Here is a 22450-nt window from a genome sequence, read left to right as displayed (position 1 = left end):
GTCTCCTGAATCCCTCGGATATTTGTACTATTCTTGAAAATTGATTTCCCTGCCCGTTGGCAAGCGGGGCTTGCTTCTTTCGGGGAAAAATGATATACTAACAACTTAGGCAAAAAGGGAACGGCGCGCAGCCGTTTTATGAGAGAAAAACGAAAAGATTTCCTAGAGGCTGTTTTAAAATTAGCGGAATGCCGGATGGGGGCAGATTTTTTCGTCAGACAAGGCGATTGGACGCGGGAATCCTGACGGATTTCAAGTCCAATCAACGCAGTCCTGGCGGAAAAAGATACCCCAAGACGGCGTTTTGATGGTTTTAAAACAGACTCTAGGAGAAGGGGACGCCATGAATAACAAAAAGCTCTCCCGCCTGCTGGAGCCGAACTTACAGCTGTATTTCCTGTGCCTGCTGGCCTTCACCCTGGCCGCCGTCACCGTCAGCCCCCTGCTGGCACTGGCGGAGGGCGGGGCCACGGTGGCGCTGTACGCCTATTTCAGAAGCAGCGGCAAAAAGCGCCGCCAGAGCGTTTTGCAGTATATCGACAATGTGACCGGAAACGTGGACACCGCCAGCAAATCCACACTGATCAACTCCCCTCTGCCCATCATGGTCTTCCGGCCCGACACCGGCGAGGTCATCTGGAGCAATGAGAATTTCCTCCAGCTGGCGGGGGTGCGGGAACATCTCTTTGAGATGAAGGTGGAGGACGCGGCGCCGGAGTTCCCCGTGCAGTGGCTGCTGGAGGGGAAACAGGAGTGCCCGGAGCGTGTGAGCATGAACAGCCGCCGTTTCCGGGTCTACGGCAGTCTGGTCCGGGCCAGGGGCCGGAGCGGGGAACAGAACCTGGTGGCTACGACCTACTGGGTGGACACCACCGAGGGGGACCGCATCCGGGAGGTCTACGACGCCACACGTCTGGTGGTGGCGATTCTGATGGTGGACAATTACGACGACCTGATGAACGGCTGCGCGGATACCCAGCGCAGCGCCGTCCTGGCCCAGATTGACGAAAAGCTCACAAGCTGGGGGTCCGCCGCCAACGGCCTTTTGATGAAGACGGAACGGGACCACTACCTGTTCATCTTTGAAGAGCAGTATTACCAGCACTTTGTAGAGGAAAAGTTCTCCATTCTGGACGACATCCGGAGCATCCGGGTGGGGGACGGCGGGCACCCCACTTTGTCCATCGGCATTGGCCGGGACGCCCCCAGCATTCCGGAGCTCCGGAAGAACGCCAGCCTCTCTCTGGAAATGGCCCTGAGCCGGGGCGGCGATCAGGCGGTGGTCCGGGGACGGACGGACTTTGAGTTCTACGGGGGCCGGGCCAAGACCACCGAAAAGCGGACCAAGGTCAAGTCCCGGGTCATGGCCAACGCCCTGGGCGAGCTGATGGGCGACGCGGCGGAGATTTATATCATGGGCCACAGCTTCGCGGACATGGACGCCGTAGGCGCCGCCGCCGGCGTGTGCTGTGCCGCCCGGAAGCTGGGGCGGAAGGCCCAGATTGTCATTGACCTGGAGAAGAACGCCGCCCAGGCGGTGCTGGAGCGCCTGCGGGGGCTGGAGGCCTACGGGGGCGTGTTCACCCCGCCGGCGGAGGCCTTCATCAAAATGCGCCCCGGGGCGCTGCTGATCGTGGTGGACACCAACCGGCCCGACCTGGTGGAGAGCCCCCAGCTGCTGGAGTCCTGCAACCGGGTGGCGGTGATCGACCACCACCGCCGGGCCGCCAGCTATATCGAAAACGCCGCCTTCAGCTTCCACGAGCCCTATGCCTCTTCGGCGTCGGAGCTGGTGACGGAGCTGCTGCAATACCTGATTGAGCCCGCCGACCTCCTCCGGGAGGAGGCGGAAGCCCTGCTGGCCGGCATCGTGCTGGACACCAAGCACTTCACCCTCCGCACCGGGGGCCGGACCTTTGAGGCGGCGGCCTTCCTCCGCCGGGCGGGAGCCGACACGGCGGAGGTCCAGCGGCTGTTCCAGGGGGACCTCAGCGGCATGGTCTCCAAGTACGACATCATCCGGCAGGCGGAGCTCTACCGGCCCGACATCGCCCTGGCGGTGGTGGGTCAGGACGGCGTGGACCGGGTGGCCGCCGCCCAGGCCGCCGACGAGCTGCTCACGCTCAAGGGGGTGAAGGCCTCCTTCGTGGTGTACCGCAGCGGGACGGCCATTCTGATGAGCGGCCGGTCCCTGGGGGAGATCAACGTCCAGGTGATTCTGGAGGCCCTGGGAGGCGGCGGCAACTCCGCTACGGCGGGGGGACGGGTGGAGAACGGGGACCTGCTGGATGTCCGGAGCAGGCTGGTCCATGCCATCGACGCCTATTTTGAGAAGTGAGGAGGACCATCATGAAAGGGTTTTTGCAAGTCTATGCCATGTGCCTGTTTGCGCTGGGGCTGCTGGCGGTCCTGTGCATGGCCAGCCCTCTGGGGACGCCGCTGCTGGCGCTCTGGCAGCGTCCGGTCCTCTTCTGGACGCTGGCCGCGGTTCTGCCGGCGGTGTTTACCTGGGCCTGGACGGCGCGGAGGAGAAAAGGCCCCGGGTCTGAGGGCGGACCTGGGGTTTGAGAAATAAGGAGGCCGGAGCCATGAAATTTTTGAAGACCTACGGAGCGTGTCTGGTGGTTTCAGAGGCGTTTCTGTTCTTAGGCGGATACATGCTGTTTGATTTTCAGCGGCACCCCTTCCGCGCCTTCGCGGCCGTCGCCTTTGTGCCGGCGGTTCTCATCACGGTGTGGCTGGCTCAGGAGGAGCGGATCGAAGCGCTGGAGAAGCGGGTCCGGGCATTGGAAGCCCCGGAGTTTTTAGAAGATTCAGAAGATTCAAAGGATTCAGAAAATTCAGATTCAGATCATAAGGAGAATGACCGATGAAAGTGATTTTGCAGCAGGACGTGAAGGGTCAGGGCAAGAAGGGCCAGATGGTGGAGGTCTCCGAGGGCTACGCCCGGAACTTCCTCCTGCCCCGGAAAATGGCTGTTCCCGCTACAGCGGACGCCATCAACACCATGAACCTCAAGGAGAAGGCCAAAAAGGCCGAGGAGGCCCGGCAAAAGGCCCTGGCGGAGGAGACCGCCGAGAAGCTCAAGGAATGCCAGGTGAAGCTCACCGCCCGGGCGGGGGGTAACGGCAAGCTCTTCGGCGCCGTCACCACAAAGGAGATTTCCGAGGGGCTGATGAAGCAGTATGAAATTGACATTCCCAAGCAGAAGCTGGTGCTGGAGGAGCCCATCAAGGCCTTCGGCAGCTATCAGGTCAAGGCCCGTCTGGGCTTCGAGGTGACGGCCACCGTTTACGTGTCGGTTTTCGAGGAAAAATAACCGTATCAATTAGGAATTAGGAGTTAGGAATTAGGAATGACTGAAATAACGCAACAATTCCTAATTCCTAATTCCTCATTCCTAATTAAAAGGGGATGGCAATTATGGCAAACGAAGACCTTCTGCTGCGTCAGATGCCCCACAGCCTGAAGGGGGAGCAGGCGGTCCTGGGCTCCATCCTGATTGACCCGGACTGCGTGAACAAGGTGATGGGCAAGCTCCGTCCCGAGGACTTTTATCTGAAGCAGAACCGGGAGATTTTCGAGACCATTCTCAGCATGTTCACCAACGCCCGGCACATCGACGGAATCACCGTCTGCGAGGAAATGCAGCAGAACGGGGTCTATGATGAGCAGACCACCCGGTCCTATCTGGCCCAGCTGATGGACATCACCCCCACCAGCCAGAACGTGGAGGATTACGTGGAGATTGTCCGGAACAAGGCGCTGCTGCGGGCTCTGGTTCAGGCGTCCGCGGAGATTGCTTCCCTGGCCCGGGAGGGGCTGGGAAACGCCGGGAACATCCTGGAGATTGCAGAGCAGAAAATTTTCTCCATCCGCCGGGGCCAGGGGGCTCAGCAGATGGTCCGGATGAAGGAGGTCCTGCCCGATGTGCTGGACCGCCTGGGAGAGATGAGCGAGAGCGAAAACCACCTGCCGGGCCTCTCCACGGGCCTCTCCGCCATCGACCGGAAAATCACGGGCCTGAACAAGTCGGACCTGATTCTTCTGGCGGCCCGGCCCGGCATGGGCAAGACCTCTCTGGCTCTGAACATGGCCCTGAGCGTAGCCAAGAACACGAAAAAGACCGTGGCCGTGTTCTCTCTGGAGATGAACCGGGAGCAGCTGGTGACCCGCATCCTCTCCGCCGAGGCTCTGGTGGAGAACACCCGTCTGCGGACCGGCAGTTTGCGGGAGACGGACTGGGAGAAGATTGCCGGGGCCACGGCGGTGATGACCCAGCTGGACATCCGCATCGACGACAATCCCATGCTCTCCGTGGCGGACATGAACGCCAAGTGCCGCCGGCTGGAAAATCTGTGCCTGGTGGTGGTGGACTACCTCCAGCTGATGACCTCCGCCTCCGGCGGCCCCCAGCGGGGGGACAGCCGGCAGCAGGTGGTGTCCGACATGTCCCGGATGCTGAAGCTGATGGCAAAGGAGCTGAACGTGCCGGTGATCTGCCTGAGCCAGCTCAGCCGCGCCAATGAGAAGCGGGAGGACAAACGGCCCATGCTGTCGGACCTCCGGGAGTCCGGAGCCATCGAGCAGGACGCGGACATTGTTCTCTTTTTGTACCGGGACGACTATTATAATGAGGACTCGGAAAAGCACAACATTGCCGAGTGCATCGTGGCCAAGAACCGCCACGGGGAGACCGGCCGGGTGGACCTCCGGTGGATGCCGGAGTACACCCAGTTCTCTACCCTGGACAGCCGCTATGATGACGAGGACTGAGCTGCTGGAGCGGGCCCCTTACGCGGTCCTGCCGGAGCGGGGGGAGACGGTCCTCTGCGCCGTCTCCGGGGGTCTGGACTCTATGTGCCTGCTGTTCATGCTGGACGCCTGGTGCAGGGAGCGGGAGGGGCAGGTGATTGCCGCCCACTTCAACCACCAGCTCCGGGACGGAACGGCCCTCCGGGACGAGGCCTTTGTCCGGAAGGCCTGCGGGGATTGGGGGACTCCCCTGACCGTGGGCCGGGGGGATGTCCGGGCCCTTGCCGCCCGGGAGGGGCTTTCTCTGGAGGAGGCCGCCCGGACGCTGCGCTACGCCTTCCTCCGCCAGACGGCGGCGGAGCGTGGATGCAAACGCCTTTACACCGCCCACCACGCCGGCGACAACGCCGAAACCGTCCTGTTGAACCTCATTCGGGGGACCGGGCTCCGGGGCCTGGCGGGCATGGAGTACCGGCGGGATGACGTCTGCCGCCCTCTGCTGGGCGTAACCCGGGAGGAGCTGGAGACCTGTGCCGCCGCGTACGGTATCCCCCATGTGGAGGACGAGACCAACGCCGACCCCGCCGCCGCCAGCCGGAATTTTCTGCGGCTGAACGTCATGCCCCTGCTGAAGGAGCTGAACCCGAAGGCCGTGGAGCATATCAACCAGACGGCCCGGTATGTCCGGGAGGCGGACCGCGCCCTGGAGCGGGACGCGGCGGAGCGCACCGCCCGCGTGGAGGTCCGGGAGGGACGGGTGACCCTGAATATTGATTTGCTGTTTGCCGCCCCGGAGGCGGTGCGGCCCCGGATGCTGCTGATTTTGTTCGACCGGCTGGGCGTGGGCCGGAGGGACATCGGCGCGGTCCATCTGAACGCCATTCTGAGTATGGCCCGCCATACGGACCAGAGCCGGGAGAGCCGCCTGAGCCTGCCCCACGGCGTCACCGCCCGGTACTGCCGGCGGTGGCTGATTCTGGAGACCCGGCCCCAGACCCTGACGGAGGTCCAATTGATGCCGGGACGGCCCCTGATCTGGGGGGACTACCGTCTGACCCTCCTGGACCGGCCGGAGGGGGAGGGCCTGGCCCTGCGGCCCCGGACGCCCTCGGAGAGCTGGGCGGTATCCGTGGGGCCCTGCGTGCCGGGGGACCGGCTGACCCTGCCGGGGGCCCGGGGAAGCCGCAGCATAAAGCGGCTCTGCCTGGACCGGCGTATTTCCCTGGCGGAGCGGGACCGCCTGCCCGCCGTGTATGTGGAGGGCAGATTGGCCGCCGTGTGGCGGCTGGGGGTGGACGAGGCTTTTTTGCCCCGCTCCGGGCCGGAGGAGAGAACGGAGGAAGCGCCGGAGGCGGCCATCCGGTTTATTAAAATTGAGAGAGACAACAAGGAGGACGGACACGATGCGCAGTGAGTTGGAGCAGGATATTTTAAAGGTCCTGGTGACAGAGGAGGAACTGAAAGCCCGTGTGGCGGAGCTGGGGAATGCCCTGTATGAGCGGTTCGAGGGGAAGAATCCCCTGTTTCTGGGGGTTTTGAAGGGCTGCTTCATGTTTATGACGGACCTGGTCCGCGCCTGCCAGCTGAGGAGCGACATCGAGTTTATCGCCGTCAGCTCCTATCAGAACGCCACGGTTTCCTCCGGCAAGGTGCAGATCACCCGTGATCTCCAGCAGGACATCACGGGCCGGGACCTGATTATCGTGGAGGACATTCTGGACTCCGGCAACACCCTGGCCTTTTTGAAGGATTACTTTATGACCAAGGGCGCGGCCACCATCACCATCGTGACGCTGCTGGATAAGCCCGCCCGCCGGGCCAAGGCCGTGGAGGCGGACCTGTCGGGCTTCACGGTGCCGGACGAGTTTGTGGTGGGCTATGGGCTGGACTACCGCCAGCAGTACCGGAATCTGCCTTATATCGGCGTTTTGAAGCCGGAGGTCTATTCCGGCTGACCGGTTTTTGTGGCGGCCGCAGCTGGGGAGCAGCAAATGCTTCTTTTCAGCCCGGCGGCATGAATATGCCGGAGCGGACCCCGGAAAGAGCCTGCGGCAGCCTGCACAGCCGGCTCACAGGGAAATCCGGACAGCCCGCCGCTGCCTGAAAACCGGCTGAGACCGGTTTTCAAGCGTGCCGGCTATATAAGGAGGCGATCCCTTGTCAAGACAGAATCGAATGTCCAATCTCACCTTTCTCCTGCTGGGGCTGGTGATCCTGCTGTGTGTCAGCTGGACCTGGCAGCTGAACAGCCAGGAGGGCCGTCTGGAGTTCTCCCAGGTGGAGCGGCTGTTCCGGCAGGAGAAGGTGGAGTCCTTTGTGATTCGGGACAACACCCTGGTGATGAAGCTGCGGGAGCCGCTGAACGGCGCCGACTCGGCCCGGTATGAGCTCTACGACTTCGACCTATTTTATGATACCCTGGGGGAGCTGGTGGAGGCCCAGGCCGCCAAGGGCGTGCTCACGTCCTATGACTACCAGCAGGACCACTCCACCAACTGGCTGGAAATCCTGCTGCCCTGGGTGCTGACCGCCATTTTGCTGGCAGGCATGTGGTATGTGTTTTTCCTCCGGGGCCAGGGCGGCGGCATGGGCGGGGACCGGATGGCGAAATTCGGCTCCGCCAGGACCCGGACCCTCTCGGACAAGGACAAGAAGGTCACCTTCCTGGACGTGGCCGGGGCCGACGAGGAGAAGGAGGAGCTTCAGGAGATTGTGGAGTTTCTCCGGGACCCCAGGCGCTTTATGAATCTGGGGGCCCGCATCCCCAAGGGCGTGCTGCTGGTGGGCCCTCCGGGCACCGGCAAGACCCTGCTGGCCAAGGCCGTGGCCGGGGAGGCGGGGGTGGGCTTCCTGTCCATCTCCGGGTCCGACTTTGTGGAGCTCTATGTAGGCGTGGGCGCCAGCCGGGTCCGGGACCTCTTCGACCAGGCCAAGAAAACCGCACCCGCCATTGTCTTCATTGACGAGATTGACGCCGTGGGCCGCCAGCGGGGCACCGGCGTGGGCGGCGGCCACGACGAGCGGGAGCAGACCCTGAACCAGCTCCTTGTGGAGATGGACGGCTTTGCCGCCAACGAGGGCGTGGTGGTCCTGGCGGCCACCAACCGCGCCGACGTGCTGGATCCGGCGCTGCTGCGGCCTGGACGGTTCGACCGGCAGATTTACGTGGGTCTCCCCGATATCAAGGGCCGGGAGGAAATTCTGAAGGTCCATGTAAAGGAAAAGCCCCTGGCGGAGGACGTGGATCTGCGGAAGCTGGCCCGGGGCACCGCCGGCTTTACCGGCGCGGACCTGGAGAATCTGGTCAACGAGGGGGCTTTGCTGGCCGCCCGGCGGAATAAGCCCTTTATCTCGATGGAGGACCTGCGGCAGGCGGAGATCAAGGTCATCGCCGGCCCGGAGAAGCGGAGCCGGGTGATTCCGCCCCACGAACGGGAGCTAACCGCCTGGCACGAGGCGGGCCACGCCGTGGTGATGCACGCCCTGCCGGACCACGACCCGGTGAATCAGATTACCATTGTCCCCAGAGGGCAGGCGGGAGGCATGACCATCGCCCTGCCGGAGGAGGACCGGTCCTACCTCTCCAAGCGCTATATGGAGGACCAGATCGTGGCCCTGCTGGGGGGACGGGTGTCGGAACAGCTGTGTCTGGGGGACGTGTCCACCGGGGCCAGCAACGACATCCAGCGGGCCACCGCCATTGCCCGGAAGATGGTGACGGTCTACGGCATGAGCGAGCGAATCGGCACGGTGTCCTTTGCGGGGGGCCATGACGAGGTGTTCATCGGACGGACCATGAGCCAGGGGCGGAGCTACTCCGAGGCGGTGGCCGCCCAGATTGACGAGGAGGTCCGCCGGGTCATCGGTGAGGCCTACCGCCGCTGCGAGGACATCCTCACCGCCCGGCGGGAGCAGCTGGACGCCGTGGCGAACTACCTTCTGGAGCACGAGACCATGGAGCGGGAGGACTTTTTGGCCGTCTTCGGTGAGAAGCCGGGGGAGAAGGCCCAGTCATCCCGCCCCGGGGAATACCGGTGAAAACGAGGGGCCCTCTGGGGCCCCTTTTCGCCGTTTTCCCCCGGAGAACAGGCCGCAGGCCTCCGCCGGGCCGGCCTTTTGTCTGAACTGCAAGGAAAAACCCGGAGGCCTCCGGCGGGCTTTCAGCAAAATCACGAAAACGGCTGTCCGCCGCTGGCGGACGGCAGGACGGCAAAAATTTCCGCCTGCACGGAAACGTCCGCCTGCGGGAGACAAAAGCCCGCTTCTTTGAAGCAGTTCTTTGGAGGAGAGGGAGAAAAGCGGGAAATCTTTCTGTGTAGAATTGACCTTGCAAAGTCGGGGAAAACAACGTAAAATGCTTTTATGCCGCCGGCATGTATCAAGGGCCGGAAACAGAGGCGCTCTGCCCCGTTTCAGGCGGGCCGGCGGTGCGAAACAGGGATCTCAGGTCCCGTCAAACAGGAGGATGAAAAGAATGAAGAAACTGTTTTCGATGATGCTGGCTCTGGTCATGGTCCTGAGCCTGGCCGCCTGCGGCGGCGGCTCCGGCAGCGGCTCCGGCGATGCCGTCAGCGGCTCCGGCAGCTCCGGCGGAAAGACCGTCCGCATCGGCGTGTTCGAGCCCTCCACCGGCGACTCCGGCGCCGGCGGCAAGCAGGAGATGCTGGGTATGCAGTACGCCAACAAGGAGACTCCCACCGTGGAGATCGGCGGGGAGACCTATAACGTGGAACTGGTCTACGCCGACAACGCCTCTTCCGCCGACAAGGCCCCCACGGCCGCGGCGGAGCTGGTGGGCAAGGACGTGAGCCTGGTGCTGGGTACCTACGGCTCCGGCTGCGCCATTGCCGGCGGCCCCGTGTTCGGTGAGGCGGGCCTGGCCGCCATCGGCGTCACCTGCACCAACCCCGGCGTCACTGCCGGAAACGACTACTATTTCCGCATCTGCTTCCTGGACCCCTTCCAGGGCACCGTTCTGGCCAACTTCGCCCAGGAGAAGTTCTCCGCCAAGAAGGCCTACCTGCTGGGCGAGCTGGGCAACGACTACGACCAGGGCCTTCTGAACTACTTTGAGCAGGCCTTCGACGGCACCTGCGTGAAGGACTCCTTCCCCACCAACACCTCCGACTTCTCCACCTACCTGAACAAGGCCGTGGCGGAGGGCTGCGAGGTCATCTTCTGCCCCGTGTCCATCGCCTACTCCACCCAGATTGTGAAGCTGGCGGCCTCCATGAATCTGGAACTGCCCATTCTGGGCTCCGACACCCTGGACAGCAATAAGGTTCTTTCCGCCGCACAGGGCTCCAATGTCCAGATCTATGTCTCCACCTTCTATCAGGAGGGCGGCTCCCCTGAGTTCGACGACGGCATTAAAGCCTGGCTGAACGAGGATTCCACCGCCATGACCAACAATGGCGGAGACGACACCATTGCCGCCGTTACCGCCATGGGCTATGACGCCTATTATGTGGCCCTGGAGGCTCTGAAGGCCGCCGGTTCTCCCGACAAGGCCGCCGTCAAGGCCGCTCTGCCCAGCCTGAGCTATACCGGCGTGTCCGGAGCCATCGCCTTTGACGATGTGGGTGACGCCATCCGGGATACCGCCTATATCAAGACGGCGGACAATGCCGCCGGCGCCTGGACCCTGGAAACCGTCCAGACGGCAAAGTAAGCGGGCCATTCCCGAACATGTTCGATATGCCTGCCGGGGGAGGGAAAAGCTCCTCCGGCAGGCTCCGGCAGTCCGTTTCCTGAATGGAACCGCCCGGTTTGAAGTTCCCAAAAATGAAGCGTTAGGAATTCGGAATTGCGTCAGAGTCAAAGACGGCGGGACAAACAGGTGAAAATTCCTAATTCCTAATTCCTCATTCCGAATTCAAAAGGAGGGTCTCCGCGTGCAATATGCCATATCCATTCTGCTCTCCGGCATCTCCCTGGGGGGGCAGTACGCCCTGATTGCCATTGGCTATACCCTGGTCTACGGCATCCTGCGCCTGATTAACTTCGCTCACGGCGACGTGTTTATGGTGGCGGGCCTGCTGATGGTCTATCTCACCAGCTTCCTGGGAGGCATTCTGCCGCCGGCGGCGGTGATTCCCGCGGGACTGCTGCTGGCCGTGGTGCTGACGGTGGTCCTGGGCTTTGTCATCGAGCGGGCGGCGTATAAGCCCCTGCGCACCGCGCCCCGCATGAGCGTCATGATCTCCGCCATCGGCGTGAGCTATCTGCTCCAGAATCTGGCCACCTACGCCACCGGCGGCCTGCCCCAGATGTATCCGGAGGTTCCCGGCATCTCCTCCACCGTCACGATTTTAGGCGTGCCCACCAAGGTGGTCACCGTGGTGACGCCCATCCTGGTGGTGGTGCTGGTGGCGGCCCTGACCCAGCTGATTAACCATACCAAGGTCGGCATGGCCATGCGGGCGGCGGCCAAGGACTTTGAGACCGCCCAGCTCATGGGCATCCGCATCAACGCCGTCATCTCCGCGACCTTTGTCATCGGCTCCTTCCTGGCGGCGGTGGGCTCCGTTCTGTATTTCACCAACTACCCCTCCATCGTGCCTCTCTCCGGCTCTCTGCCGGGCCTGCGGGCCTTTGTGGCGGCGGTGTTCGGCGGCATCGGCTCCATTCCCGGGGCCGTTGTGGGGGCCTTCATCATCGGCATCTCCGAGAGCGTCATCAAGGGCTCCAGCTGGAGCATTTTTTCCGACGCCTTCACCTTTGCCCTGCTGATTGTGATTCTGGTGGCGAAGCCCACGGGCCTCTTCGGTGAGAAAGTCACCGACAAAGTGTAAGGAGGGGCGGCAATGGAAAAGACAAACAAAAAGCGCCTGTGGATCACCCTCCTGTGTGCCGGGGCTCTTCTGATTCTGGTGACGCTGCTGGAAAACGTGCTGGACCCCAGCAAAAACGTCATGCTGTTCATCTCTCTGAAAAAGGGCGCGGTTTACGCCCTGGTGGCGGTGTCCATGAACCTCCTCAACGGCTTCACGGGCCTGTTCTCCCTGGGACAGGCGGGATTCATGCTGCTGGGGGCGTACACCTACGCCATTTTGACCATTCCCGCCGACCAGCGGGACGCCGTTTACTATATTTACAACGGTTCCGCCATCAACTTCTCCCTGCCGGAGCTCCTGGGCGGCGGCCCCGTGGGGCTGGTGCTGGGGGTGCTCCTGGCCCTGGTTCTGGGGGGCTGCGTGGCGGCGGCGGTGGCGTGGCTCATCGGCCTTCCCGTGCTGCGGCTGAAAAGCGACTATCTGGCTATCGCCACCCTGGGTTTCGGTGAAATCATCCGGGCTGTCTTCCAGTGGGACAAACTGGGCCCCGTGACCAACGGCGCCAACGCCCTGAAGAACTTCCCCACCTTCTCCAGCTTCAACATCCAGGGAGGCCTGCGGCTGTCCACCTGCGTGGCCTTCCTGCTGGCGGGAATCTGCATCGCCGTGATTCTGCTGCTGATTAACTCCACCTACGGCCGGGCCTTCAAGGCCATCCGGGACGACGAGGTGGCGGCGGAGGCCATGGGCATCAATCTGGCCCGGCACAAGCGGCTGTCCTTCTGCATCAGCTCCTTTTTCGCCGGGGTGGGCGGAGGCCTCTTCGCCATGCTGGTGAACCAGGCCCAGGCCAAGACCTTCACCACCGCCATGACCTATGAAATTCTGCTGATTGTGGTCATCGGCGGCATCGGCTCCGTCTCCGGCAGCTGCATCGCGGCCTTCCTGTACGTGGCCGCCAGTGAATGGTGGCTGCGGTTCCTGGACACCGAGACCTATATCGGCGGATTCAAGGTGCCCCTGCTGCGCAACGGCTTCCGGATGGTGGTATTTTCCGTCATCATCATGATTGTGGTGCTGTTCTTCCGGAGGGGCATCATGGGAGACCGGGAGCTGCCGGATCTTCTGGCGGGACTGTCCGGAAAAACCCGAAGGAAGGAGGCGGCGGGGAAATGAGCGAAACGGTTTTAAAGGTTGAAAACATCACCATGCAGTTCGGCGGCGTGGTGGCGGTGGACAATTTGAACCTGGAGGTCAACCGGGGGGAGATCGTGGCCCTGATCGGCCCCAACGGCGCGGGAAAGACCACGGCCTTCAACGTGATTACCGGGGTCTACCAGCCCACCAACGGCGCCGTCTGGTTCCAGGGTGAGAAGATTGTGGAGAACCATCCCCAGGGCAAAATGAAAGCCCTGTACAAGGGGGAGCACGCCGGGGAGTATACCGCTGTGCTGGCCCCCACCCCCGACCGTGTGACCCGGCTGGGCATGGCCCGGACCTTTCAGAATATCCGGCTGTGGAAATCCCAGACGGTGTTTGACAACGTGCTGATCGCCAAGCACTGCCGGAGCACCAGCAACGTGTTTTCCGCCTCTTTCCGGCTGAACCGGAAGGAGGAGACCCGGCAGCGGGAGAACGTGGAAGAGCTGCTGGAGACGGTGGGGCTGGCGGACGTGAAAAACGAGCTGGCCACCTCCCTGCCCTACGGCAAGCAGAGGCGGCTGGAGATTGCCCGGGCTCTGGCAGCGGAACCGAAGCTGCTGCTTCTGGATGAGCCGGCGGCGGGCATGAACCCCCAGGAGACCGAGGAGCTCACCGCGTTCATCGGTGAGATCCGAGACCGGTTTCAGCTGACGGTGTTCCTGATTGAGCACCACATGAACCTGGTGATGAATATTTCCCAGCGCATCTATGTGCTGGATTTCGGCAGGCTCATTGCCCATGGGACCCCGGCGGAGATTCAGAACAACAAACGGGTGATTGACGCCTATCTGGGGGTGAGCGAGGATGCTTAAAATTGAAAACCTCCACGTCAGCTACGGCGGCATCCAGGCCCTCCGGGGCATCTCTCTGGAGGTGCCCGACGGAAAGATTGTCACCCTGATCGGGGCCAACGGCGCAGGCAAGTCCACCACCCTCCGGACCATCACCGGTCTGGTGAAGGCCGGCTCCGGCTCCATCCGGTGGAACGGGGAAGAGCTGCTGGGGAAGTCCATCGACAAAATTATCTCTGCCGGCATCGCCATGAGCCCCGAGGGCCGGCGGGTCTTTGCCGATATGTCGGTGCTGGAGAACCTCCGCATCGGGGCCTACCTCCGGAAGGACAAGGCGGGCATTGAGGAGGACATCCAGTGGGTTTACAGCCTCTTCCCCCGGCTGGAGGAGCGGAGCTGGCAGCTGGCCGGCACTCTCTCCGGCGGCGAACAGCAGATGCTGGCGGTGGGCCGGGCGCTGATGTCCCGCCCCAGGCTGATGATGCTGGACGAACCCTCTCTGGGTCTGGCCCCTCTGGTGGTGCAGGATATATTTTCCATCATCAGGGAGATCAACCGCCAGGGCGTGACGGTTCTGCTGATTGAGCAGAACGCCAATATGGCCCTGAAGATTGCGGACCTGGCCTATGTGCTGGAGACCGGCAACATCACCATGTCCGGCACCGGCGCGGAGCTGCTGGCCAACGAGAAGGTCCGGGAGGCCTATCTGGGAAAAAACGGATGAGGCTTCATGAGAAGAGCAAAAGCGGAGGCCCCTGGGGCCTCCGCTTCAGCCTGTCGAAAAAGTCTTTTCGACAGACTGAGCAAGTTTACAAAACTTCAAAAAAGTTTTGTAAACTTATTGATTGAACATGAAAGACACCCCTGATGGGTTTACCCGTAAAGGGCACGCCGCATCCCTAAGCGGCAGAGCCGCCAAGGGCTGCGCTGTCTTTCATACTATTTTCCTTTCCGAAAACTGAAAACAATCCGTTTTTTTGACAGTCTCAAGCGGAGGCCCCTGGGGCCTCCGCTTTTCATGTGGACTGCGGCGCTTATACTAGAATCCATTCAAAAGCTTTCAAAAGCTTTTGATAGCGCTGAAAGCGCGCTGGATTCTTATGAGACGTGTTTTGCGCCATTCCGGCACAAAACGGAAACGCAGAATGCGGTTCTGTTTCAAATAAAACGAAATCGTTTTATTTGAAATGAGTATTAAAGGGCGCTCTGGGGGCGGGTCTCCCGCTCCGCGGGAATGTCGGGCCGGGCGGCCAGCAGGGCGTCCAGGGCCCGGTTGGCCTCATCGCGCTTCTCAAAGAGAAAATCCTGGTAGACCTCTCCGCCGTCGTAGTACAGCCGGAGCAGGGTCATGGGCAGAGCCTTGCCGCAGCTGCCGGTGAGGGGCAGGCTGGTATTCCGGGTGACGGCCCGGGTGACGGCCTGATAGGGCAGGTAGCGGGTGCCGGGGAAGGCGGGGAAGTAAATGGCTTCCGCGCCGACTCGGAACTGAGCCGACCGGCGGGCGGCCTGAAAATCCGTGCCGGCGTCCTCCAGCGCGCAGCGCCGGGACTGGCTTTTCAAAGCAAAGAGCGGCATAGGGACCTCCTTTCATCTTAGAACCTGTATTCACAACCGCTGAACGCTGTCTGAACGGCCTTTTTCCCGTCATACCGCGTCGATTTCCCTTGCAATCCGTCAGGATTGCTGCGGAAAATCTCCTTGTCTGACAAGAAAAATTCCCGCCCATCCAGCATCCCACGGCTATGAATACAGGTTCTTAGAGTCTGATTTAAAACCGTCAAAACGCCGTCTCAGGGCATCCTTTTCCGTCAGGACTGCGTTGATTGGACTTGAAATCCGTCAGGATTCCCGCGTCCAATCGCCTTGCCTGACGATTGGATAGCCGTTGGCGGCTCAGCCGCCTTACGGATATCACATGCCCATCGGGTAAAAAATCTGCCCCAATCCGGCATTCCGCTGGTTTTAAAACAGACTCTAGGCGGCAGATTCTGCCGCGGCACTGTCATGGTACGCCGTTTTCTCCAAAACCGCCATGGCATAAGCAACAATTCCCTGAAAATACAGTGGAAATGCACCTTGTTTCCGGCGGAAAAGCGGACTATACTATAGCAAACATCATACCCGGTATACGGCCCGCCCCATTCCGGCGGCGGTTTCGAGGAAGCTGTTTAACCGGTTCACGCTCTTTGGGAGGTTTGCCTTATGTACCAGATCAAGACATTCAACAAGATTGCCCCCGCCGGACTGGAGCGCCTGGACCCGGAGCGCTATACGGTGGGAAGCGATGTGGCCGGGGAGGACGGCATCCTGGTCCGATCCGCCGACCTGCTGGGCTATCAGTTCCCGGACAGCCTGCTGGCCATTGCCCGGGCCGGGGCCGGGGTGAATAATATTCCTCTGGACCGCTGCTCTCAGAAGGGCATCGCCGTCTTCTCCACCCCCGGCGCCAATGCCAACGCCGTGAAGGAACTGGTGCTCTGCGCCATGCTGATTTCCTCCCGGGATGTGCCCGGGGCCATCCGCTGGGTGCGGAACCAGGTGGAGGCCGGCGTGGATGTGGCCTCGGTGGTAGAAAAGGGGAAGGCCGCCTTCGTGGGGCCGGAGCTGTACCGCAAGACCCTGGGCGTCATCGGCCTGGGAGCCATTGGCGCCCTGGTGGCCAACATCGCCCTTTCTCTGGGCATGGACGTCTACGGATACGACCCGTTCCTCTCCGTGGACGCCGCCCTGCGGCTGGACCGCCACGTCCACGTGGTCAAGGACGTCAATGAGCTCTACCGCCGGGCGGACTATATTACTCCCCATATCCACTACAATGAGAAAACCCGCCACATGATTGACGCCAGAGCCTTCGCCGCCATGAAGCCCGGCGTCCGGCTGGTGAACCTGGCCCGGGGCGGCGTGGTGGATGACGAAGCCCTGCTGGCGGCTCTGGACGCGGGGCAGGTGACGGCCTATGTCACCGACTTCCCCACCAACGCTCTGACCGCGCACCCCCATGTGATTGCCCTGCCCCATCTGGGGGCCTCCACCCCGGAGAGCGAGCAGAACTGCGCCGTCATGGCGGCGGAGGAGCTGCGGGACTATCTGGAAAACGGAAACATCCGGAATTCCGTCAATCTCCCCGACGTGTCCCTGGAGCGCAGCGGCGTGATGCGGCTGTGCATCGTGCACAAAAACGTCCCCGCCATGCTGGCAAGCATCACGGCTCTGCTGGGCCGGGACGGGGTGAATGTGGAAAACCTCAGCAACAAGAGCAAGGGGGACTATGCCTATACCCTGGTGGACCTGAGTTCCGCAGTGGGGGAGAACGCGGTGGAGGACCTGCGGGCCCTGCCCAATGTGATCCGGGTCCGCTGCCTGGCTTGACTTTTTCGCCGGCCTCGGGTATGATCGGGGTAACCCCGGTGAAAAGGAGGCGCTGACATGCCGGATTTGAACGCGATACTCTCCCAGGCGGCGGGGAGATTCTCCCTGGAAAGCCTGCTGTCCTCTTTGCTGACGCTGCTGGTCTGTCTGCTGGCGGTGCGGCTGCTGATGAAGGTGCTCCGGCGTCTTCTGAGCCGGTCCAGGCTGGAGGAGCGGGTGCGGCGCTATGTCCTCACCGCCGCGAAGCTGCTGCTGTACACCCTGACGGTGATTTTCACCGCCGGCAGCCTGGGCATCAACATGAATTCCCTGGTGGCCCTGCTGTCCGTGGGCGGCCTGGGCATCACCCTGGCGGCGGAGGACATCCTGGGCAATGTGGCCGGTGGACTGGTGATTTTATCCTCCCACCCCTTTTCCATCGGGGACTTCATCGAGTCCGGAGGCGTGTCCGGCACGGTGGGGGAAATCAATCTGAATCACACCATGCTGCTGACCCCGGACGGTTACACCGCCCTGCTGCCCAACAAGGAGCTGGCGGCCTCCAAGGTCATCAATTATACCGTGCTGGGACGGCGGCGGATTGTCTGGAAAATGAGCGCCTCCTACGACGCGCCTACGGAGACGGTGAAACAGGCCTGCCGCCGGGCGGTGGAGGCGACGCCCAACATTTTGGAGGACCCGGAGCCCACGATCTTCCTCACCGGCTTCGGTGAGAGCGGCATCGACTACACGGTTTACTGCTGGACGGTGACGGACGACTGGTGGCCCACCCAGTTTGCCCTGGCGGAGAATCTCCGGAGGGAGTTCGCCGCCGCGGGAGTTGAGATTCCCTATAACAAGCTGGACGTGAAGATTGTGAAGGGCGGGGAATGAACGGCCGGAGCGGAGGTCCGCCCGGGAGTCCATCCGAAGTCTGCCCCCTATATAGACAGAAACGGCTGGCGGAAAAAACCGCCAGCCGTTTTTCTGTGATTCCGCTGTTCTATGATTCCGCCGGTCCCACGATGGTGCCGTCGTCCTCCTCCGAGGCGAGGCCGGCGGCAATCCGCAGCAGCAGAAAGCCCATCAGGGTCACCGCTCCCCCTGCCTGGAGCAGCAGGGAAGAGAGATAGGCGCTTCCGTCCGCCAGGGAGGCGGTGCACAGCAGCACCGCGGCCCCGGTATAGAAGCCGAAGAGCCAGCTCCGCCCCGCCTCGAAGGCGAAGGAGGACAGCCGGTAGAATCCCAGGGTCATGAACACCAGGGCCAGAAGCTCGATATAGTACATTTCAAGAGAGGGGTTCACCGAGTCCACCCGATAGGTCAGCACCAGCCGCACCACCAGAGCGCCCACCGGCATCAGCAGAGCCCAGGAGGGCAGGGCCCTGGGGGGAGTGCCGGGCCGCTTGCGGCAGGCCGCCGCCGCCAGGAACAGCCCTCCGGCGGACAGCAGGGACAGCAGTCCCAGAAGCCCCTGGCCCTTGGGGGAGAAGCCCATGCCCCCCGCCCGCAGGATGTTGTAGAGGCTGTGGCGGGTAATCTGGGGAAGCTCCGGCAGAACCCCCATGGCCTCCGCCAGGTCCGCCGCGCCGCTGAGGGCGATGAGGAACACGCCGCACACGGGCAGCGTCAGCAGTCCGGCGCTCTCCACGGCGAATTCCGCCGGGAATACAGGCTCCTCCTCCGCCGGCAGCTGCCGGGCCAGCAGAATCATGATCCCGGCTGCGGCGGCCAGCAGCACCACCAGGGACATTCCCGCCAGATTGCCGGGAATGGGCAGGCCGGTCTCCGGCTCAAATCCGGTTTGATTCTGCAAAAGCCGCAGCACGAAGGCTGCCGCGCCGCCCAGCACCGCCGCCAGGGGGAGGGCATATTGCTTGTTCATATTGAAAACTTCCTTTCGTGTGGACAGACGGCCCCGCCGTCATTTGCGCAAAACTCAGTATAGCACATGTTCCCGCCTTTGTCTACGGAAACCGGCAGGGGGCCGTATCCATCTGCGCATTTTACAGCAGAAATGCCCTGTAGGGGAGGGGCTCTGTCCCCTCCCGTTTTTCCAGGCTCTCCGTGCTTTCAGGAGACGGGACAAAGCCCGGTTTTTGGGAGGCGGACAGAGCCCCCTGCATACCTGCATAAAGGCTCCGGACAGGACGCGGCAAAAAACCCTGAGAGACGCCCGGAACGGGAAGCCCGTCCGGAAGCCTCTCAGGGGAGAGGGGGGGGGTCAGAAGAGACCGGTGATTCTCCCGTCCTCGTCCACGTCGATTTTCTCGGCGGCGGGGACCCTGGGCAGACCCGGCATGGTCATGATGTCCCCCGTCAGGGCCACGATGAAGCCCGCGCCGGCGGAGACCTTCAGGCTGCGCACGGTGACGGTGAAGCCCTCCGGGGCCCCCAGAAGGCCGGGGTCGTCGGAAAAGCTGTATTGGGTTTTGGCCATGCACACCGGCAGACCGCCGAAGCCCAGAGTCTCCAGCTCCTCCGCCTGCTTTCCGGCGGCGGGGGTCAGGACGGCCCCGGCGGCACGGTAGACCCTCTGGGCAATGGCGTTGATTTTGTCCGGGATGGAGGCGTCCGCGTCATAGGCGAAGCGGAAATCGCTGGGTTCCTCGCAGAGGCGGAGCACCTCCTTCGCCAGGGTCTCGCCGCCTGCGCCGCCTTTGGCCCAAACCTCGCTGAGGGCCGCGCCGACGCCCAGGGCCCGGCATTTGTCCTCCACCAGCTTCAGTTCGGCGGCGGTGTCGGTGGGGAAGGCGTTGACGGCCACCACGCAGGGCAGGCCGTAGACGTTTTTGATGTTGTCCACATGGCGCAGGAGGTTGGGCAGGCCCCGCTCCAGGGCCTCCAGATTCTCGGTGTTCAGCTCCGCCCTGGGCACGCCGCCGTGGTGCTTCAGGGCCCGGACCGTGGCCACCACCACCACCGCGTCGGGCCGCAGGCCGGCCATGCGGCACTTGATGTCCAGGAATTTTTCCGCGCCCAGGTCCGCGCCAAAGCCCGCTTCGGTGATGGCGTAGTCTCCCAGGGCCAGGGCCATGCGGGTGACGGTGACGGAGTTGCAGCCGTGGGCAATGTTGGCAAAGGGGCCGCCGTGGATAAAGGCGGGGGTTCCCTCCAGAGTCTGAACCAGATTGGGCTTCAGGGCGTCCTTCAGCAGCGCCGCCATAGCCCCCTCGGCCTTCAGGTCATGGGCGGTGACAGGGGTTCCCTCATAGGTGTAGCCCACCACCATCCGGCCCAGCCGGGTTTTCAGGTCCAGAATGTCGTTGGAGAGGCAGAGCACCGCCATGATTTCGCTGGCCACGGTGATGTCAAATCCGTCCTCCCGGGGGACGCCCTGCATCCGCCCGCCCAGACCGTCCACAATATGGCGGAGCTGGCGGTCGTTCATGTCCACGCAGCGCTTCCAGGTGATTTTTTTCACGTCAATCCCCAGGGCGTTTCCCTGCTGGATGTGGTTGTCCAGCATGGCGGCCAGCAGATTGTTGGCCGCGCCGATGGCGTGGAAGTCCCCGGTAAAGTGGAGATTGATGTCCTCCATGGGCACCACCTGGGCGTATCCGCCGCCGGCGGCGCCGCCCTTCACGCCGAAGACCGGCCCCAGAGAGGGCTCCCGCAGGGCAACCAGCGCGTGTTTCCCCAGGCGGCGCAGTGCGTCGGCCAGGCCTACGGTGGTGGTGGTTTTGCCCTCGCCGGCAGGGGTGGGGTTGATGGCGGTGACCAAAATCAGCTTTCCGTTGGGACGGCTCTCCCGGAGCAGGCGGTAATCCACCTTGGCCTTGTGATTGCCGTAGAGCTCCAGATACTGGGGGCCGACCCCCGCGGCGGCGGCGATCTCCGTGATGGGGCGCATGGGGCAGGACTGAGCGATTTCAATATCGGACGGAACGTGCATCGTGCATCCTCCTCCTTTGTGTTGTGGGGCGGGAAAGGTATGACTTTTGATGGGATGACTATATCACACTTTTGCAGGAAAGAAAAGAGGGATGGGCAGAAAAAACAGGGCAACATTTAAAATGTGGAGTTTGAGAATCCGGGAAGACCGAGAAGAAACCGGATTATTTTTAATACATATGCCGTTGTCCTGGCAGAAAAAAGGAGCCGTCCGCCATGGACGGCCCCGGGGCACCGGAACCTGTGCGCTGCCGCTACCGCGGCTGGGTCAGTTTTTGGATGGCCTCCTCTTTCGTCGCCGTAAAGAAGAAGTCCTTCCCGTGATTGGACTCATAGATGAAGTCCCTGAGGGGCTTGCTGGTGTAACGGGTGTAATCCCCGTAAATGGCAGCCCGGATGTGGTAGTTGATGTATTTTTGAAGAACGTCCCCCGCCAGTCCGCTGCTGAGGATGAAGAAATCCTCGCAGACCGCCTCTTTGTCCAGAACGAGGGCGGACGCGCCGGTCTGATATTTGACCGTCATGGCCAGGTCCAGGGCGGAAGGGCCGTCGATGATGACAGGCTCATCGCTGGAAATGACCGCGAGAGACACACCGTTTTCACAGATAGATTCGATTTTCATGCTGGTTCCTCCTTTTTCAATATCGCGGTACAAGTTCCAGTTAGTGCCACAGTATACAGGAAAGCCGCCGGGCTGTCAAGCCCCGCGGCTCCGGAGGGCGTGTCCGCTCATCCATGATGTAGGGGCCGCCGCCCTCGGCGGCCCGCCGGTACAAGGGCCTCACATCGGGTCGGTCCTGTAGGGGAGGGGCTCTGTCCCCTCCCGTTCTTTCGGGCTCTCCATGCCTTCGGGGGACGGGGCGGCCCCCTGCGGGTGCTGTGCCCCGTCTTTTGGGGCTCCGGCGGAAAAATGGCCTGGTCAGGGGACCAGGCCCCACAGGGTGTTCTGCCGGTAGAAGAAGTGTGGGGCCCGGTCCCCTGACCGGGCCATCCTTTTCAGGGGAAGAGGGCCAGAAAACGATTTTTGTACAGCCGGCGGGTCCTGACTCCGCAGGGGCCGGGTGATTCCGAAAGAGGAAACAGGGCGGAGGGGATGGCTCCCCTCCGCCCCTTGCTTCTGTTTATCCGGCAAGGCCGTTGACCGTGACCCTGTAAGCCGGCTGGTCCCGGGCGAAATCGCCCTTCAGGAAAATTTCGATGCTGTGATCGCCAAAGACGTTGGGGGACATGCCGAGGAAGAGGTCCGCGATGAATCTTGACGACTTGAAATCCGCTGAGATGGACAGGTCCTCCACAAACAGGCTCCGGAAAAAGTCCTCTTTTCGATAGGGGAGGGGAATGCGTTCGACCCCATCCAGCAGGAGCCAGGCCGCGCCGTCCTCTTCCAGAATCTCGGCATATTCCTCATCGTCCGCCAGGTCCTCCACAGCTTCCGCGGCGGCATCATAAAGGCCGCCTGCCTCAATGGCGGAGAAGATGTCCGCCTGATGGGCCTCCAGCCAGTTCAGGCAGCGGTCTGCGGCCCCGGCAAGACGCTCCAGCTGTTTTCCGCAGTCCTGGCCGTTGTTGGTGTAGTGGAGGGAAAGCCCGGCCTCCGCGCCCCAGAGGGGGCAGCGGAGACTTTGGGAATAGCTGTCCCAGAATTCCTCCTGCTTGTGTATCCATCCCATAGGGGCCCTCCT

20 protein-coding genes are annotated in these 22450 nt (G+C 62.4%); 15 read left to right on the top strand and 5 right to left on the bottom strand.

All coding sequences use genetic code 11. From position 1 onward, the window contains the following. The first annotated feature begins 343 nt into the window (after window positions 1–343). The 13 genes from Q0063_RS02245 to Q0063_RS02185 all read left to right on the top strand — a co-directional run bounded on the left by Q0063_RS02245 (window position 344) and on the right by Q0063_RS02185 (window position 14249). Window positions 344–2338, top strand: a complete 1995-nt coding sequence (locus Q0063_RS02245) for a DHH family phosphoesterase (RefSeq protein WP_297870342.1) — start codon at window positions 344–346, stop codon at window positions 2336–2338. Between the two features lie 11 nt (window positions 2339–2349). Continuing rightward, window positions 2350–2568 (top strand): hypothetical protein, encoded by a 219-nt coding sequence (locus Q0063_RS02240; RefSeq protein ID WP_297870341.1) that lies wholly within the window; start codon window positions 2350–2352, stop codon window positions 2566–2568. A gap of 20 nt (window positions 2569–2588) precedes the next feature. Next, complete coding sequence (locus tag Q0063_RS02235; protein WP_297870340.1) at window positions 2589–2873, top strand: hypothetical protein; 285 nt, start codon at window positions 2589–2591, stop codon at window positions 2871–2873. Further along, window positions 2870–3319, top strand: coding sequence for a 50S ribosomal protein L9 (rplI, locus tag Q0063_RS02230; protein ID WP_297870339.1), 450 nt, complete (start codon window positions 2870–2872; stop codon window positions 3317–3319). Before Q0063_RS02235 ends, rplI begins: the two co-directional genes overlap by 4 nt. A 104-nt stretch (window positions 3320–3423) precedes the next feature. Continuing rightward, complete coding sequence (gene dnaB, locus Q0063_RS02225) at window positions 3424–4776, top strand: replicative DNA helicase (protein ID WP_297870338.1); 1353 nt, start codon at window positions 3424–3426, stop codon at window positions 4774–4776. Then, window positions 4760–6169 (top strand): tRNA lysidine(34) synthetase TilS, encoded by a 1410-nt coding sequence (gene tilS / locus Q0063_RS02220; protein ID WP_297870337.1) that lies wholly within the window; start codon window positions 4760–4762, stop codon window positions 6167–6169. The genes dnaB and tilS overlap by 17 nt, the downstream gene beginning before the upstream one ends. Beyond that, complete coding sequence (hpt, locus tag Q0063_RS02215; protein WP_297870336.1) at window positions 6159–6710, top strand: hypoxanthine phosphoribosyltransferase; 552 nt, start codon at window positions 6159–6161, stop codon at window positions 6708–6710. The genes tilS and hpt overlap by 11 nt, the downstream gene beginning before the upstream one ends. A 220-nt stretch (window positions 6711–6930) precedes the next feature. Continuing rightward, the gene (ftsH, locus tag Q0063_RS02210) at window positions 6931–8793 is read left to right on the top strand and encodes an ATP-dependent zinc metalloprotease FtsH (RefSeq protein ID WP_297870348.1); all 1863 of its coding nucleotides are present in this window, start codon (window positions 6931–6933) and stop codon (window positions 8791–8793) included. Window positions 8794–9229: 436 nt separating this feature from the next. Continuing rightward, window positions 9230–10426 carry an ABC transporter substrate-binding protein gene (locus Q0063_RS02205; protein WP_297870335.1) on the top strand — a complete coding sequence of 399 codons (1197 nt, stop codon included), beginning with the start codon at window positions 9230–9232 and terminating at the stop codon, window positions 10424–10426. Window positions 10427–10649: 223 nt separating this feature from the next. Then, window positions 10650–11549 (top strand): branched-chain amino acid ABC transporter permease, encoded by a 900-nt coding sequence (locus Q0063_RS02200; RefSeq protein WP_297870334.1) that lies wholly within the window; start codon window positions 10650–10652, stop codon window positions 11547–11549. Window positions 11550–11561: 12 nt separating this feature from the next. Further along, window positions 11562–12707: a branched-chain amino acid ABC transporter permease gene (locus Q0063_RS02195; protein ID WP_297870333.1), complete on the top strand. Its 1146-nt coding sequence runs from the start codon at window positions 11562–11564 to the stop codon at window positions 12705–12707. Next, entirely contained in the window at window positions 12704–13546 is an 843-nt protein-coding gene (locus tag Q0063_RS02190; RefSeq protein ID WP_297870332.1) for an ABC transporter ATP-binding protein, read from the top strand. The genes Q0063_RS02195 and Q0063_RS02190 overlap by 4 nt, the downstream gene beginning before the upstream one ends. Continuing rightward, a complete protein-coding gene (locus Q0063_RS02185; RefSeq protein ID WP_297870331.1) occupies window positions 13539–14249 on the top strand; it encodes an ABC transporter ATP-binding protein in 711 nt (236 codons plus the stop codon). Before Q0063_RS02190 ends, Q0063_RS02185 begins: the two co-directional genes overlap by 8 nt. Before the next feature lie 470 nt (window positions 14250–14719). On the opposite strand, the gene Q0063_RS02180 is transcribed toward Q0063_RS02185, so the two are convergent. Then, window positions 14720–15100 carry a hypothetical protein gene (locus Q0063_RS02180; RefSeq protein WP_297870330.1) on the bottom strand — a complete coding sequence of 127 codons (381 nt, stop codon included), beginning with the start codon at window positions 15098–15100 and terminating at the stop codon, window positions 14720–14722. A 627-nt stretch (window positions 15101–15727) separates the two neighbouring features. Here Q0063_RS02180 and Q0063_RS02175 point away from each other — a divergent pair. Together Q0063_RS02175 and Q0063_RS02170 are read left to right on the top strand one after the other, a co-directional pair. Next, window positions 15728–16894, top strand: coding sequence for a phosphoglycerate dehydrogenase (locus Q0063_RS02175; protein ID WP_297870329.1), 1167 nt, complete (start codon window positions 15728–15730; stop codon window positions 16892–16894). Between the two features lie 57 nt (window positions 16895–16951). Beyond that, window positions 16952–17767, top strand: coding sequence for a mechanosensitive ion channel family protein (locus tag Q0063_RS02170; protein ID WP_297870328.1), 816 nt, complete (start codon window positions 16952–16954; stop codon window positions 17765–17767). 109 nt (window positions 17768–17876) lie between these two features. On the opposite strand, the gene Q0063_RS02165 is transcribed toward Q0063_RS02170, so the two are convergent. The 4 genes from Q0063_RS02165 to Q0063_RS02150 all read right to left on the bottom strand — a co-directional run bounded on the left by Q0063_RS02165 (window position 17877) and on the right by Q0063_RS02150 (window position 22438). Continuing rightward, window positions 17877–18758, bottom strand: coding sequence for a hypothetical protein (locus tag Q0063_RS02165; RefSeq protein ID WP_297870327.1), 882 nt, complete (start codon window positions 18756–18758; stop codon window positions 17877–17879). A 339-nt stretch (window positions 18759–19097) separates the two neighbouring features. Continuing rightward, window positions 19098–20768 carry a formate--tetrahydrofolate ligase gene (locus Q0063_RS02160; RefSeq protein WP_297870326.1) on the bottom strand — a complete coding sequence of 557 codons (1671 nt, stop codon included), beginning with the start codon at window positions 20766–20768 and terminating at the stop codon, window positions 19098–19100. Between the two features lie 253 nt (window positions 20769–21021). After that, a complete protein-coding gene (locus tag Q0063_RS02155; RefSeq protein WP_297870325.1) occupies window positions 21022–21390 on the bottom strand; it encodes a DUF4180 domain-containing protein in 369 nt (122 codons plus the stop codon). A 499-nt stretch (window positions 21391–21889) separates the two neighbouring features. Beyond that, window positions 21890–22438 carry a hypothetical protein gene (locus Q0063_RS02150; protein WP_297870324.1) on the bottom strand — a complete coding sequence of 183 codons (549 nt, stop codon included), beginning with the start codon at window positions 22436–22438 and terminating at the stop codon, window positions 21890–21892. Between the last annotated feature and the right edge of the window lie 12 nt (window positions 22439–22450).

Source organism: uncultured Oscillibacter sp., assembly GCF_947654275.1.
Taxonomy (GTDB): Bacteria; Bacillota; Clostridia; order Oscillospirales; family Oscillospiraceae; genus Oscillibacter.
Note: the sequence above shows the minus strand (reverse complement) of the source record. Positions and strands in the feature narration are given on the sequence as shown.